The sequence below is a fragment of the Stagnihabitans sp. genome, from assembly GCF_964946895.1.
In genome coordinates, this window is sequence record NZ_CBBQHX010000042.1 from 20205 (window position 1) to 34168 (window position 13964).

The following is a 13964-nucleotide window of genomic DNA, read 5'->3' on the forward strand; positions in this document are numbered from 1 at the left end:
TTTGGAACGATCCTTCGTGAAGGAATCGCGAGTATCCTGAGGCGGGACCGAACAAGCCGACCGGGTCACCCATATGCGCCAAGTGAAGAGGGCAGTTCTGATGAGCAAGCTGGTTTCCCTGCAAGAGGCGGCCTCCCGCATTCCGGATGGCGCGGTGATCACGATCTCCTCCTCCTCGGCCCTGGGCTGCCCGGACAGGATGCTTTGGGCGATTGGTGAGCGGTTCCGGCAAGAGGGCCATCCCAAGGGCATCACGGCCCTCAGCCCGATTGCGGCGGGGGATATGTATGGTGTGAAGGGGATTGACCATTTGGCGCAGGACGGGCTCTTGGAGCGTATTCTGGCCGGGTCTTACCCGTCCGGCAGTTCCAACCTGCCAATGCCGGAAATCTGGAAGATGGTGACCGAGGATCGGATCCCAGCCTACAACGTCCCTTCTGGCATCATGTTTGACATGCACCGCGATGTGGCCGCCTTGAAGCCGGGGGTTCTGACGCGGGTCGGACTTGAGACCTTCGCCGATCCGATCCGTGAAGGCTGTGCGATGAACGCCAAGGGCGCGGCGGAGCCGATTGTGCATCGGGTGGAGTTTGGCGGCCAGACCTGGCTGCACTTCCCCAACATCATCCCCAGCGTCTGCATCCTGCGCGCCACCACGGCGGATGAGCATGGCAACCTGACCTATGAACACGAGGGCGCCTACCTCGGCGGCCTCGACCAAGCGATTGCCACCCGCAACCACGGCGGGTTGGTGATTGCGCAGGTCAAGCGGGTGACGGCGCGCGGATCCCTGCGGCCGCATGACGTAAGAGTACCGGGGCATCTGGTGGACCTGATCGTGCTTGACCCCGATCAGAAGCAGACTTGCGAGACGCCCTATGACCCGGCGATCTCGGGAGAGATCATGCGCCCGTGGGACACCTTCGCCCCCGCCGCGCACTCCGTCGAAAAAATCATTGCCCGCCGCGCCGCGATGGAGCTTTCGGCAGGAATGACCGCCAACCTTGGCTTCGGTATCAGCGCGATGGTGCCCTATGTCTTGCTGGAGGAGGGCGCCCCGCAGGCCGTGACCTGGGCCATCGAGCAGGGTGCCGTGGGCGGCATGCCGCTGACCGGCTTCGCCTTCGGCTGCGCATCCAATGCCGACGCCTTCATGCCTTCGCCCAACCAGTTTTCCTTCTTCCAGGGCGGTGGCTTTGACATGTGCTTCCTGTCCTTCATGGAGGTGGATGTAGAGGGCAACGTCAACGTTTCCAAACTCGGCAAAAAGCCTTACCTGACGGCAGGTTGCGGCGGGTTTGTCGATATCACCGCCCATGCCAAGGAGATCGTCTTCTCGGGCTGGTTCGAGGCCGGCGCTGAAATTGTCCTGACCGAGCAGGGGGTGAAAGTTGCCAAACCCGGCAAGTTCACCAAGATGGTCGAGAAGGTTGAACACGTCACCTTCTCGGGGCGCAGGGCCGTGGCGCAGGGGCAGAAGGTGCTGTACGTCACCGAACGCTGCGTCATCCGGCTGACCGCCGAGGGTCTGGTTGCGACAGAGATCATGCCGGGGATCAACCCCGAGCGCGACATCGTGGCGGCCAGTCAGGGCCGGGTGAAGGTCGCGCCAGATGCCAAGCTGATGCCGCTGTCCCTGTTGACGCACGGCAAGATGGGGTGGCAGCCATGAGTGATGTCCTTCTCCTTCGCCATGGCGAGATTGCCGAGTTGCGGCTGGACAATCCGGGCAAGCTGAATGCGCTGACCGTGCCGATGCTGCAAGCCTTGGACGCCCATCTGGAGGCGATTGACCGTGATCCGGATATCCGTTTCGTGCTGGTGTCGGCATCAGCCTCCAAAGCCTTTTGCGCGGGGGCGGATATCACCGCTTGGGGCGATCTGTCGCCTGCAGAGTTCGCCCGCGTCTGGGTGCGCGAGGGGCATCGGATCTTCGACAAACTGGCGCGTCTGTCCAAACCGACGATCGCGGTGCTGGAGGCTTTTGCGGTGGGCGGGGGTCTGGAACTTGCCTCGGCCTGCGATATCCGGGTGATGTCGCCCAAGGCCACGATCGGCATGCCTGAAGCCGGTGTCGGCATCGTTCCGGGTTGGTCAGGCACCCAAAGGCTGGCGCGGTTGCTGCCCGAGGCGGTGCTGAAGGAGATGGTCTTGTTTGGCCGACGCCTCAGTGCGGAACGGGCGCTGGCCTTGGGCTTTGCTGCGGAAGTGGCCGAAGATGCCGCTGCCGCCGCGATGGAGATCGTCGAACGTGCCCTGTCGAATTCTCCCCGCGCAACCGAAGTGGCCAAGTACATGATCCACGCCGGTGTGGGCGAGGACTCCTCAGCGATGATCGAGGCGTTGGGGTCGGGGATGACCGCCGCCACCGCCGACAAGGCCGAAGGTGTTGCTGCCTTCCGAGCCAAGCGCAAACCCGAATTCAAAGGCGAATAAGATGGATGACCTGACCCTGATCGGTGCGACAGGCACCGCCCTGCCGCAAGCTTTTGTCGCCCGCCACATGATGGCAGGCCAGTTCCGCGACAGTGCAGATGGGGCGATGTCCGAACGGATCTCTCCGGCCCATGGGAAATTGGTCAGCCGCGCCGCCAAAGGGGGCCCTGCCGAAGTCGATGCCGCCGTGGCCGCAGCCCGCACCGCCCTTCCCGGTTGGGCTACGATCAGCGGCAAGGCGCGTGCCGCGATCTTGCTGCGGGTGGCTGATCTGATCGAGGCCAATGTCGAACGAATGACCCTGCTGGAATGCCTGGAAACTGGCAAGCCGATCACGCAGGCCCGCGGTGAAGTGGCGGGCTCGGCGGATCTATGGCGCTATGCGGCTGCCTTGGCGCGCACCCAGAAAGGGGACAGCCACAACACGCTTGGTGCCGACATGCTGGGCATGGTGCTGAAAGAACCGCGAGGGGTCGTGTCGATCATCACGCCGTGGAACTTCCCCATGTGGATCCTCAGCCAGAAGTTGCCCTTTGCGCTGGCAGCAGGCTGCACCTGCGTGATCAAGCCCTCGGAACTGACCCCCTCGACCACCGCCATGCTGGGCGAGTTGCTGGTTCAGGCCGGGCTGCCGGATGGCGTGGCCAACATCGTGCTGGGCTACGGTCAGCCGGTTGGCGCGCGGATGGTAAGCCATCCTGACGTCGATATGGTGACCTTCACCGGATCCAGCGCCGTAGGCCGCGCCATCGCCGCCGAAGCAGGCAAGAGCCTGAAGAAGGTCGCCCTGGAACTGGGTGGCAAGAACCCGCAGGTCATCTTCCCCGACGCTGATCTGGATAGTGCCGCAGATGCCGTGACCTTCGGCATCTACTTCAACGCCGGGGAGTGCTGCAATTCCGGCAGCCGGATCATCGTGCACGCAGATATCGCAGAAGCGTTCACCGACCGTGTGGTCGCCCTGTCGCGCAAGGTTGCCTTTGGCGACCCGCTGCATCCTGACACACAGGTCGGGGCCATCGTCACCCCGGAACACAACGCAAAGATCGACGCTTATGTCCGGCAGGCCGAAACGGCTGGCGCCCGCGTGGTCCTTGGGGGGGCGCCCCTGCAGGTTCCGGGCCTGAGTGGTCAATTCTACGCTCCGACCGTGGTGACGGGCGTTACCGCCGACATGGCGATTGCCCGTGAAGAGGTCTTCGGCCCCGTCCTGTCCGTCCTGACCTTCCGCACTTTGGACGAGGCCATAGCTCTGGCCAACGACGCCGCATACGGCCTGTCCGCCGGAGTGTGGAGTGAAAATGTCCACACCTGCCTGTCGTTCGCACGGCGGGTGCAGGCGGGCACGATCTGGACCAACACCTGGATGGACGGCTTCCCCGAAGTCACCTTCGGCGGCATGAAGCAATCCGGCCTCGGTCGGGAAATTGGGTCATACGGACTGGAGGAGTTCCTTGAGGTGAAGAGTGTCGCGATGCGGGTTGGCCGCACGCGTGCCGCATGGGTCAAGACGTCGTAGAGGGGGATCAGCCCCCGAGTGGGCCATAAAGCCGGGCAAATTTGGCCACTTGGGCCAGCCCCTCGGCGTCCGGTCTTTGCGCCGGGGCGCGGTCAAAAGTTAGCAAATTTGCGCGGATGGCGAACAGGCGCTTGCCGTAGCAGATCAGGTGTTCGATCGACTGCATGATGAAATCGATGGCCGGCAGGGTTTCGTCATGTAGGGCCTGCGCCACGGCCCGGTTCCCGGCGTCATAGGCCTGCATGACCCGCACGCCATAGTCGACCAGATCAGGAGCAAGCAGGAAACCTTCGCAGCCGGCATCCAGACAGGCGATCATCTCAAGCCCGCCGCGCCCATTGAAGACCGTCAACCCGGGTGCCAAGGCAATCAGATTGGCGGCCCCTTCGGCGGTGGATTCCGACTTGATCAGGGTGAAATTGGCATGATCGGCGCGCAGACGACTGATATCGGTGTCGGACAGGCCGCGGCCCAGATATTGCGGTGCGTTCTGGATGGCCACGGGCAGAGACGTGGCGCGCATGACGCGGGCGAAAAAGGCCAAGTATACCTCGGCTGGATAGGTGCCCACGGCGGGCGGCTGCAGGATGATCCAGTCGGCCCCGACATGTTCGGCATGGCGAACCATGGCGATCTGTTCAGCGACAGAGGCGCCTGTAATGGTAAAGCCCAAAGGAACGCGGCCGGCGACATCTTCCGAGACCCAGTCCATGACGGTCCGGCGTTCCTCGAAGGAAAGTTTTGCCACCTCTGTCGCCAACCCAAGGGCCGCGACGCCTGCGACCTTGGCCTTCAGGCACAGTTCCACCTGCCGCCGCATGGCTTCGCGGTCCAGCCGTTCTTCACCGTCAAATAGCGCATAAAGGATGGCATGAACGCCGCGCATCAGTGGCTTTCGCGCGGCACATCCGCACCGCGCCGCCCGACGAGGAAATCGAGGTCAGCGCCAACATCCGCGCCCTGCACATGGGTGACATACAAAGTCTCATACCCGCCGCGATAGGTGCGGGACTTGGGGCGCCACGCCGCCGCCCGGGCAGCCAGTTCCTCAGCCGGGATCAGCAGGTCAAGCCTGCGGGCTGGAACATCCAGCCTGATCTCGTCGCCCGCCTGCACCAAGGCCAAAGGTCCGCCCGCCGTCGCCTCAGGCGCCACATGCAGCACCACCGTGCCGTAAGCCGTGCCCGACATCCGCGCGTCCGAAATCCGCACCATATCCCGCACGCCCTGCGCCAGCAGCTTCTTGGGCAGCGCCATGTTGCCGACCTCTGCCATGCCCGGATAGCCCTTGGGCCCACAATTGCGCAGCACCATCACCGAGGTGGCGTCAATCTCCAGCCCGGGATCATCAATCCGCGCCTTGTAGTCGTCGATGTCGTCAAACACCACCGCCCGCCCACGATGCTGCATCAGCGCCGGGGTCGCGGCCGAGGGCTTCAGGATCGCTCCGTTGGGCGCAAGGTTCCCGCGCAGCACGGCCAGACCGCCCTGATCGACCAGCGGGTTCGACAGCGGTCGGATCACCTCGTCGTCGAAAATCTCCACATCGATCAGCCGGTCGCGCACCGTTCCGCCATCGGCGGTGATGGCATCCAGATGCAGCAGATGCGCGATCCGTTTCATCACCGCCGGTATGCCGCCGGCATAGGCCAGTTCCTCCATCAGAAACCGACCCGAGGGCATCAGGTCCACAATCGTCGGCACATCGCGGCCCACGCGGTCCCAGTCGTCCAGCGTCAGGTCGACCCCGATCCGGCCTGCGATGGCCAGAAGATGCACCACCGCATTGGTCGAACCGCCAATGGCGCCGATCACCTTGATGGCATTCTCAAACGCCTGCTTCGTCAGGATTTGCGACAGGGTCTGATCCTGCCGCACCATCTCGACGATCCTGCGCCCCGAGGCTCGCGCCAGCCGTGCGCGCCGTGCATCCACCGCAGGCCAGGCGGCATTGCCGGCCAGGGTAATCCCCAAAGCCTCCACCATCGAAGCCATCGTCGACGCCGTGCCCATCGTCATGCAATGTCCCGGAGAGCGCGACATCGCACTTTCGGCATTCGCAAAGGCCTGCGGCGTCATCTGGCCCGACCGCACCTCTTCCGAGAATTTCCATACATCGGTACCGGACCCAATCGCCTTGCCGCGATAGCGTCCGTTCAGCATCGGGCCACCGGAAACCGCAATCGTCGGCAGATCACAGGTCGCCGCCCCCATCACCAGCGAGGGCGTTGTCTTGTCGCAGCCGACCATCAGCACTACGCCATCCATCGGATTGGCACGGATCGCCTCCTCGACATCCATCGATGCAAGGTTGCGGAACAGCATCGCCGTGGGCCGCAGGTTCGACTCGCCGCAGGAGAAGACGGGGAACTCCAAGGGCAGGCCGCCCGCTTCAAGGACGCCAGCCTTGATATGGGTGATCAGTTCGCGGAAATGGGCGTTGCAGGGGGTGAATTCGCTGAAGGTGTTGCAGATGCCGATGACCGGGCGACCATCGAAGGCGTCATCCGGCAGGCCGTTGTTCTTCATCCAGCTGCGGTGGATGAAGCCATCCTTGTCCTGCCCGCCAAACCAGGCTTGAGACCGCAGCTTCTTCATCCTGCAAACCGCGCCGTCAGCCCGCCATCCACCTTCCAGTTGGCCCCGGTAACGAACGACGCTTCATCCGACAGAAGGAAGGCGATGCAGTTGGCGATCTCTTTCGGCTGGGCCATGCGGCCCATGGCATGGGCTTTCAGGACCTGCTCCCGCAGGGACGGGTCGTTCTTCTCGAAGAACTCCTGAACCAAAAAGGTCTCGGTATAGCCGGGCGACAGCGCATTCACCCGTACCTGATGCGGCCCGACCTCCAGCGCCAGCGAGCGCGTCAGACCCACCAGCCCGGATTTTGCAGCAGCATAGGGGAACATGCCCGGATAGGTCATGTCGGCATGAACCGAGGCGATGTTCACAATGCTGCCCCGCTGGGCTGCAATCATCTCCGGCAGCACCGCCCGCGCCACCAGCCACGCGGCTTTCAGGTCGACCGAGAAGACATCCTCCCACTCCGTTTCTGTCATTTTGACCGGGTCGGCGTACGAATTCTTGCCGGCATTGTTCACGAGCCCGGTGAAAGGCCCGAACTTCGCAGCCGCCGTAGCAACCGCGCGGGCAATGTCGGCGGCATGGGTCACATCCGCCGCCAGCGAGAGGCCGTTCTCCCCAAGGTCCGGACCGGCGATGATGTCGAGCGAGGTGACCTTCGCCCCCTCCTCCAGCGCCTTTTGCACCGTAGCAGCGCCGATGCCACGGCTGCCGCCTGTGACGAGAATATGATGACCGGAAAGCCGCATCACCAGTCCGCCACCGCGCCGTCGTGGTGGTACCACTGAACCGGGTTGACGTCTTGATAGGGATACTTGGCCGCCTCCTTGAAGTTGATCTCGATGCCGATGCCGGGCTTTTGCGAGGGCTCCACATAGCCGCCTTGGATGGGGGTGACGCCCGAGACGATGTCATCGCGCCAAGGTACATCAGATCGCATCACCTCCTGAATCAGGAAGTTCGGCGTGGCAAAGCCCAAGTGGATGTTGACCATCGTGGCGATGGGGCCAAGCGGGTTGTGCGGGGCCATCGACACGCCGAAGGTATCGCAAAGGGCTGCGATCCGGCGGACCTCGGTCAAGCCTCCGGCGTGGCAGACGTCAGGTTGGGCTACGGCGATGGCTCCGGACTGGAGCAGCGGCAGGAAATCCCGGCGATGGCAAAGGCGTTCCCCGGCGGCGATCGGGATGCGGGTCGATCGGGCGACGCGGGCGGTGCCTTCGTGGTCCTCTGGCTGGCACGGTTCTTCGATGAACCACGGGCGGTAGGGGGAAAGGACTTCGCAATACTGGATCGCCATGGCGGCAGAGGTGCGGCCGTGCAGGTCCACCATGATGTCCATATCCTCGCCCGCCCCCTCGCGCGCGGCGGCCATCAGGGCTTCGGCCTGTTTCAAGGCGGCGAGGCCGTCGAGGGGGGCAGTCTTGCCGACGGCGAGGATTTTGACTGCCGAAAAGCCATCGGCCTTGGACTGCGCGGCCTTTTCGGCAAACGACCCGACCTGAGCCGAGTCATAAACCGCATCGCTGCTGCCGCCGCCAAGGTGGTCATACATCCTGAGCCGCGTCTTGCACTGGCCTCCCAGAAGCTGCCAGAGCGGAATGCCGAGGTCCTTCGCCTTCAGGTCATGCAGTGCCTGATCGATGCCTGACAGAGCCGACATGGTAACAATCCCGCCCTTGAAGAAGGGATGGCGGAACATGATCTGCCACAGGTGTTCGATATTCCTGGGGTCCTGGCCGATCACCAGCAACGCCAGGTCCTCCACCGCGCCCACAACACCACGGGTCTGAAACTCCAGCGTCGCCTCGCCGAGGCCGTAAAGCCCCGGCTGATCGGTTTCCACCCGCACAAAGACCCAATTGCGCATCTTGGCGTTGACGACCGAGGTGGTGATGCGGGTGATCTTCATCTTAGCGGCCCGTGATCGACTGACGGCGGATCTTGCGGTCGATGATGGTCTGCAGGACGACCGAAATCACGATGACCAGACCGAAGCACAGCTGCGTGTAGAACGCGTTGATCCCAGCCGAGACGATCCCGGCATTGATCGCGCCGATGATATAGCTGGCCACGAACGACCCGATCACCGATCCCGTGCCGCCAAACACCGAAGTACCGCCGAGGAATACGGATGCGATGGTGTTCAGCAGGAACCCGTCCCCCGTCGTCGGCCAGAAATAATAGCCGTAGATGGAAGTCATCAGCCCACAGAACACGGCGATAACTCCGGTCAGCATGAAGGCGCGGGTTTTCACTGAAACCGCGTTGATGCCCATCAGCCGGGCCGAGGTGGGGTTGTCGCCCACCAGAAACACATGCGCGCCAAAACGGGTGCGGTTGAGCAGTAGCCATGTGACGCCCAAAAGCACCAGCATCCAGATCGTCTGCACCGGCACGCCGAAGTAGCTTTCGCGCAGCAGGTTGTGCAGGCCGGGATACATCTCGGCCGTCAGGGGCACGCCCGTTCCGTTCATGATCACCAACTCCACCCCTCGGAACAGGAAAGAGGTGCCGATGGTGATGACCAAGGACGGTATATTGAGCCACGACACAAGAATCCCGTTCATCCAGCCGCAGGCCGCGCCAGTCGCAAGGCCCAGCAGCAGCGCAATGGGCCACGGCACGCCATGGGTGACGGCAAGGCAGAAGATTGCTGTGCCCAAGGCCATTATGGACGGGAAGGACAGGTCGATCTCGCCGGTGATGACGACGAAGGTCAGGGCCAGCGCGATGATGCCGAACTGCGGCGTCGTCTGCATGAAGGCCACGTAGATGAAGCTGTTCATGAACACCGTCGGCGCGGCGATCACGAACCCCAGCCACATCACCAGACCGACGCCGATGATGCCCAGTTGGCTGCCATACCGGCGCAAGAACGAGGGAGGCGCCACGCGGTTGTTCTTGGGTTTTTCGGCCATGGCTTACTCCAGCGTTCCGGTCCGGGCGACCCGGTACAGGCGGTCAATCAGCTCTTCCATGGTGATCTGGCTCTTGTCATACACTCCAGCCACCTTGCCACGGTCGAGCACGTAAAGGCGGTCCACCACCGGATAGACGTGGAAGATATTGTGGTCGATGAAGATGGCCGACTTGCCGGCCTTCTTGATATTGCTGACGAAATCGAGGGTCTTCTTGGTCTCGGTCAGGGAGAGGCCCATGGTCGGTTCGTCCAGGATCACCAGTTGCGCATCGAAATACAAAGCGCGGGTGATCGCCACACCCTGCTTCTCGCCGCCTGACATGGTGGTCACCACGTTGTCAGGGTGAACCGCTGCAGAGGTGAAGCCCATGTGTTCGGACATCAACCGCGCGGATTCCTCGCGCATCTTCTTGACGTCCAGCAGGCCCCAAGAAGTCCGAGGCTCGCGCCCCATGAACATGTTGCGCCAGATGGGCTGCTTCTCGCACAAGGCGCGCTCTTGGTAGACAGTCTCGATCCCCAAACCCCGGGCGCGGGCCACCGACCAGTCGTCGATCTTCTGACCCTTGAAGAACACGTCCCCACCCGGATCAGGCTTGTGGAAGCCCATCACGGTCTTCACCAGCGTGGATTTCCCCGCCCCGTTGTCGCCCAGAAGGCCCACGATTTCACCGGGATAAACGGCGAAGTTGATGTCTGACAAGGACCTAACCTCGCCAAAGGTCTTGGAGACGTTGCGCAGTTCAATAACCGGCACCGCCCCGGCGCGGGGGGAAGCTTCAGCCATTAGGACACCCATGCAAAGGAAAAGGGGCCCGTGCGAACGGGCCCCGGAAGTTCAGCGGATCTCAACAGCAGCCAGCGGCGCCACGGCATCCACGTTGGTCGAGTCCACGAAGGCCCCGGCGGTGTTCACGTCCAGACCCGAGAAGCCGTACTTCTTGGTCAGGCAGATGTTGAGGATCGGCAGATAGCCCTGCAGGAAGGGCTGCTGGTCGATCACGAGGTTCTGGTATCCGTCTTTCACCGCTTGCGCCGTGTTGGGCGACATGTCGAAGCCCGCGAAGTAGACTTGGCCCGGCTTCAGACCCGCCGCCTTGGCATAAACGCCGACGTTGGAGGTCAGGCCGCCGTGGTCGGTGACGACGATCTTGATGCCCGGATTTGCGCCCATGACACCCACGAATGTCGCTGTGCCGGCATTCGGGTCAGCGTTGGTCGCCGCGTCGATTTCCTGATAGATCACCTTGGCGCCAGCCTTTGTCAGGGCGTCAATCACGCCCACGGTGCGCTGGCCCCGGTCGCCGCCCTGACCCTTCAGGCCCCAGACGAAGACGCTGTCGCCCGACGCCAGCTTGGCGCGCTTGGCAGCTTCGGCCCCCAGCGCAAAGCCCGCGTCATAGTTCGGCGCGCCGACATAGCCAAAGCCGTTCGGAGCGTACTTCTTCTGGCTGTCAGGCAGCGAGGTGTTGAGCGAGGTGAAGATTGTGCCTTGCGCGTAAGCTTGGTCGACGATCGGGCCGGTTGCGGCCTCACCGGCGAAGCCATAGGTCGCGATGCCATCGACCTTTGTGGCAACAGCCTGCTGGATCTGCTGCAGCATCTTGTTCGGATCCCAGTCCGAGAAATAGTAGGTCACGGTCGGCCCAAGGTCCAACTCGGCCTGCTTGAAGCCGTTGTAGACGTTGTTGGCGAACACGCCGCCCTGTGGGCCGCCCGGGAAGGCGGCAATCTTCACGCCCGAGCACCACTTCGGCGTCGGATCCCCCGCCATGGCCGTGGTGGCCATCAAAGACAGGGCAAGTGCAGAACCGGCAACCGCACGGCTCAGCGATACGTTCAGTTTCATGACATCCTCCCAATTGGATCTAACCCGCACATGCTGTTGTCGCATTTGGCGCGTCAAAGGAACGCTAGGGGAAGCATATAAGTTTGTAAAGCTTCATCAGAAAAGGCCTGCCAAAGTCCCGAAAAACAGCCAAATATTTCAAGATATTCGCTGCATTGCGGCTTAATTGGCCGAAATTGCTGCATCAGCACAGGGGCCGTGGTGTTTACCGCAACAAACTTATCATATATGTTTGCAAAATGGCCCGACTCAGATCCCCGACCACCCGTCCAATCCCCTTGGCTTCCGCCGCCGCTTCCGTGGCCGATGGCCTGGGTCAGCGCATCCTGTCGCAGCACCGCCCGGGCGCCCAACTGCCGTCCGAGGCAGAGATGGCCGCCGATTTTGGCGTCAGCCGCATCACGATCCGCGAGGCGTTGAAGATCCTGTCGGGGCGTGGACTGGTCAGCATTGCGCGGGGCAAGCGGGCTGTCGTGACCCAGCCGGATGGGGCGATGTTCGGGGCCTTCCTGACCTCGCTGATCAAGTCCGACCCGAAGAGCCTGTTTGATCTGCTTCAGGTCCGCCGCTCGTTGGAGATTCAGTCGGTGGTTCTTGCCACCCGCCACGCCAGCCGCGCTGGTCTGGCGGCGGTCGAAGGTGCCCTGGCCGCCATGCGCGCCGCCGCTGCCCAGATTGACGCCGGGGCCGAAGGGCCAGAGGCCGAACAGGCCTTCCATAAGGCGGACGTCCGCTTTCACGAGGCGCTGGCCCTGTCGGGCGGCAACCGCGTGCTGACCTATCTGTTCGAGGCGATGGAATCTTCGCTGATGGAGGCCTTTGCGACCTCGCACCGGGGGCAGCGCTTGGCGGGACAGACGATGGAGAACCTGTGCCAGACCCATGCGCTGATCTTTCAGCATGTCACGGCGCGGGAAGAAAAGGCTGCGGTAGAGGCGATGACGGCAATTCTCGACAGTGCCGAGGCGAACCTGCGCGCCGCTGTCGGCAATATGTGAAAAGGGCCGCAGGTTTCCCCACGGCCCCTTGATGTGCGGACAGAAGCTTCAGGCGGCTGCGTAGTCGGTGTAGCCCGCAGCGCCCGGGGTGTAGAACAGGTCGAAGTTCGGCGCGGCCAAGGGCGTGCCATTCTTCAGACGTGTCACCAGATCCGGGTTGGCAATGAAGGCGCGGCCGATGCCGACCAGATCAGTCTCTCCGGCATCGACAGCCGCCTGACCCGAGGCGAGATCATAGCTGCCCCCGATGAAGAAGGTGCGTGGGAAGGCGGCGTGCAGGGCCTTCAGGAAGTCCGCCGGGATCGCCGGATTGCCCATCGCGGCATGGTTCGCGACGTGAACATAAACCAGACCGGCATCGGCCAAAGCCTTGACCAGCGCCAGATAGGTCTCGTCCACCTCCGGATAGGGCGTCATGCCCGAGGCCATGCCATAGGGCGATATCCGGATGCCGACCTTGTCGCCCCCGATGGCAGCCACAACGGCCTGCGCCACCTCGACCACGAAGCGGATGCGGTTTTCGACCGAGCCGCCGTAGCTGTCGGTGCGCTGGTTGGTCACGGGCGACAGGAACTGCTCCAGCAGGTAGCCGTTGGCAGAGTGAAGTTCCACGCCATCAAAGCCCGCCGCAATTGCGTTTTTGGAAGCGTTGACGAATTCTGCCTTGGCTTGGGCAATGTCTGCAGCCGTCATCGGCTCAGGCACGGGATAGTCCTGCATCCCGGCGGCATCGGTGTACATCTGACCGGCCAAGGCCACTGCAGACGGCGCTACGACGCGGGCCGACGCTTCCATGTTGGCCGGATGGCTGACACGCCCGGTGTGCATCAGCTGTGCGAAGATCACGCCGCCCTTGGTCTTCACTGCAGCGGTGACCGGCTTCCAGGCTGCAACCTGCGCGTCCGTCCACAGGCCCGGCTGGCGGGTATAGCCACGACCGTTGGCCGAAGGCGCAGTGCCTTCGGTGACGATCAGTCCTGCCGACGCGCGCTGACCATAGTAGTCCGCCATGATCGACGTCGGTACGGCATCCGCATCGGCGCGGCAGCGCGTCATCGGGTTCATCACGAAGCGGTTGGAGAGTTTGTGCGACCCCATGGTGAAGGGCTCGAAGACAGAGATATGTGCCATTTGATTTCCTGAGAACAAAGGGATGGCCGGCAGCTTGCGCAAACCGCCGCCCTGCGCAAGGCTGCGATCTGCGGCTGCACTGTGCGCCGATGCACCGATACGCCCCTTGAAATTGCGGCGGGTTGACCTTGGTCAGCCTGCGCGCACTGTTTCGATCATCAGGGTTACGTTATCCGGGTTGGCGTCTGGCGTAATGCCATGGCCGAGGTTGAAGATGTGCGGGCCGTTCTTGAAGGCCTGCACCACCCGCCTCGTCTCGCGCATCAGCGCCTCGCCGCCCGTGACCATGTGTTCGGGCGCAAGATTGCCCTGCACGCAGCCGCTGATCTGGACATGTGCGGCAGCCCATTCGGGGCTGACCGAATTGTCCAGCGCCACGCAATCCGCCCCGGTGGCAGCCGCAAAGCCGACATAACCCTCACCCGCCTCGCGCGGGAAGGCGATGACAGGCAAGCCGGGATGCTTGGCTTTCAGCGCCGAGATGATGCGGGCCGCGGGCTTCACGGCGAAATCGGTGAAATCCTG

General features: G+C 63.0%; 13 protein-coding genes. 4 read left to right on the forward strand and 9 right to left on the reverse strand.

The annotated features are described in order from the left end of the window. The first annotated feature begins 100 nt into the window (after nucleotides 1-100). From AC1Y2B_RS19785 to AC1Y2B_RS19795, 3 genes are read left to right on the forward strand one after another with little or no spacing between them, the layout of a single operon-like run. Entirely contained in the window at nucleotides 101-1672 is a 1572-nt protein-coding gene (locus AC1Y2B_RS19785; protein WP_482254844.1) for an acyl CoA:acetate/3-ketoacid CoA transferase, read from the forward strand. After that, nucleotides 1669-2436, forward strand: coding sequence for an enoyl-CoA hydratase/isomerase family protein (locus tag AC1Y2B_RS19790; RefSeq protein ID WP_482254845.1), 768 nt, complete (start codon nucleotides 1669-1671; stop codon nucleotides 2434-2436). The genes AC1Y2B_RS19785 and AC1Y2B_RS19790 overlap by 4 nt, the downstream gene beginning before the upstream one ends. A 1-nt stretch (nucleotide 2437) precedes the next feature. Next, a complete protein-coding gene (locus tag AC1Y2B_RS19795) occupies nucleotides 2438-3955 on the forward strand; it encodes an aldehyde dehydrogenase family protein (protein ID WP_482254846.1) in 1518 nt (505 codons plus the stop codon). 7 nt (nucleotides 3956-3962) lie between these two features. Here the strand turns inward: AC1Y2B_RS19795 and AC1Y2B_RS19800 are convergent, their stop codons facing one another. The 7 genes from AC1Y2B_RS19800 to AC1Y2B_RS19830 are packed head-to-tail and all read right to left on the reverse strand — an operon-like array spanning nucleotide 3963 to nucleotide 11310. Continuing rightward, complete coding sequence (locus AC1Y2B_RS19800; RefSeq protein WP_482254847.1) at nucleotides 3963-4841, reverse strand: dihydrodipicolinate synthase family protein; 879 nt, start codon at nucleotides 4839-4841, stop codon at nucleotides 3963-3965. Further along, the gene (locus AC1Y2B_RS19805; RefSeq protein ID WP_482254848.1) at nucleotides 4841-6553 is read right to left on the reverse strand and encodes an IlvD/Edd family dehydratase; all 1713 of its coding nucleotides are present in this window, start codon (nucleotides 6551-6553) and stop codon (nucleotides 4841-4843) included. Before AC1Y2B_RS19805 ends, AC1Y2B_RS19800 begins: the two co-directional genes overlap by 1 nt. Beyond that, nucleotides 6550-7287: an SDR family NAD(P)-dependent oxidoreductase gene (locus AC1Y2B_RS19810; RefSeq protein WP_482254849.1), complete on the reverse strand. Its 738-nt coding sequence runs from the start codon at nucleotides 7285-7287 to the stop codon at nucleotides 6550-6552. Before AC1Y2B_RS19810 ends, AC1Y2B_RS19805 begins: the two co-directional genes overlap by 4 nt. Further along, on the reverse strand, nucleotides 7287-8450 hold the full coding sequence (gene dgoD, locus AC1Y2B_RS19815; protein WP_482254850.1) for a galactonate dehydratase: 1164 nt from the start codon (nucleotides 8448-8450) through the stop codon (nucleotides 7287-7289). Before dgoD ends, AC1Y2B_RS19810 begins: the two co-directional genes overlap by 1 nt. A gap of 1 nt (nucleotide 8451) precedes the next feature. Continuing rightward, nucleotides 8452-9459 (reverse strand): ABC transporter permease, encoded by a 1008-nt coding sequence (locus AC1Y2B_RS19820; protein WP_482254851.1) that lies wholly within the window; start codon nucleotides 9457-9459, stop codon nucleotides 8452-8454. A gap of 3 nt (nucleotides 9460-9462) precedes the next feature. Beyond that, nucleotides 9463-10248 (reverse strand): ATP-binding cassette domain-containing protein, encoded by a 786-nt coding sequence (locus AC1Y2B_RS19825; RefSeq protein ID WP_482254852.1) that lies wholly within the window; start codon nucleotides 10246-10248, stop codon nucleotides 9463-9465. Between the two features lie 51 nt (nucleotides 10249-10299). After that, nucleotides 10300-11310, reverse strand: coding sequence for a sugar ABC transporter substrate-binding protein (locus AC1Y2B_RS19830; protein WP_482254853.1), 1011 nt, complete (start codon nucleotides 11308-11310; stop codon nucleotides 10300-10302). A gap of 239 nt (nucleotides 11311-11549) precedes the next feature. On the opposite strand from AC1Y2B_RS19830, the gene AC1Y2B_RS19835 reads away from it, so the two are divergent. Next, nucleotides 11550-12308: a FadR/GntR family transcriptional regulator gene (locus AC1Y2B_RS19835; RefSeq protein ID WP_482254854.1), complete on the forward strand. Its 759-nt coding sequence runs from the start codon at nucleotides 11550-11552 to the stop codon at nucleotides 12306-12308. 48 nt (nucleotides 12309-12356) lie between these two features. Here AC1Y2B_RS19835 and AC1Y2B_RS19840 read toward each other — a convergent pair whose 3' ends face one another. After that, entirely contained in the window at nucleotides 12357-13439 is a 1083-nt protein-coding gene (locus AC1Y2B_RS19840) for an alkene reductase (RefSeq protein ID WP_482254855.1), read from the reverse strand. 132 nt (nucleotides 13440-13571) lie between these two features. Further along, nucleotides 13572-13964, reverse strand: a 393-nt coding sequence (locus AC1Y2B_RS19845; protein WP_482254856.1) for a uroporphyrinogen decarboxylase family protein, incomplete at its 5' end; no start/stop codon positions are given.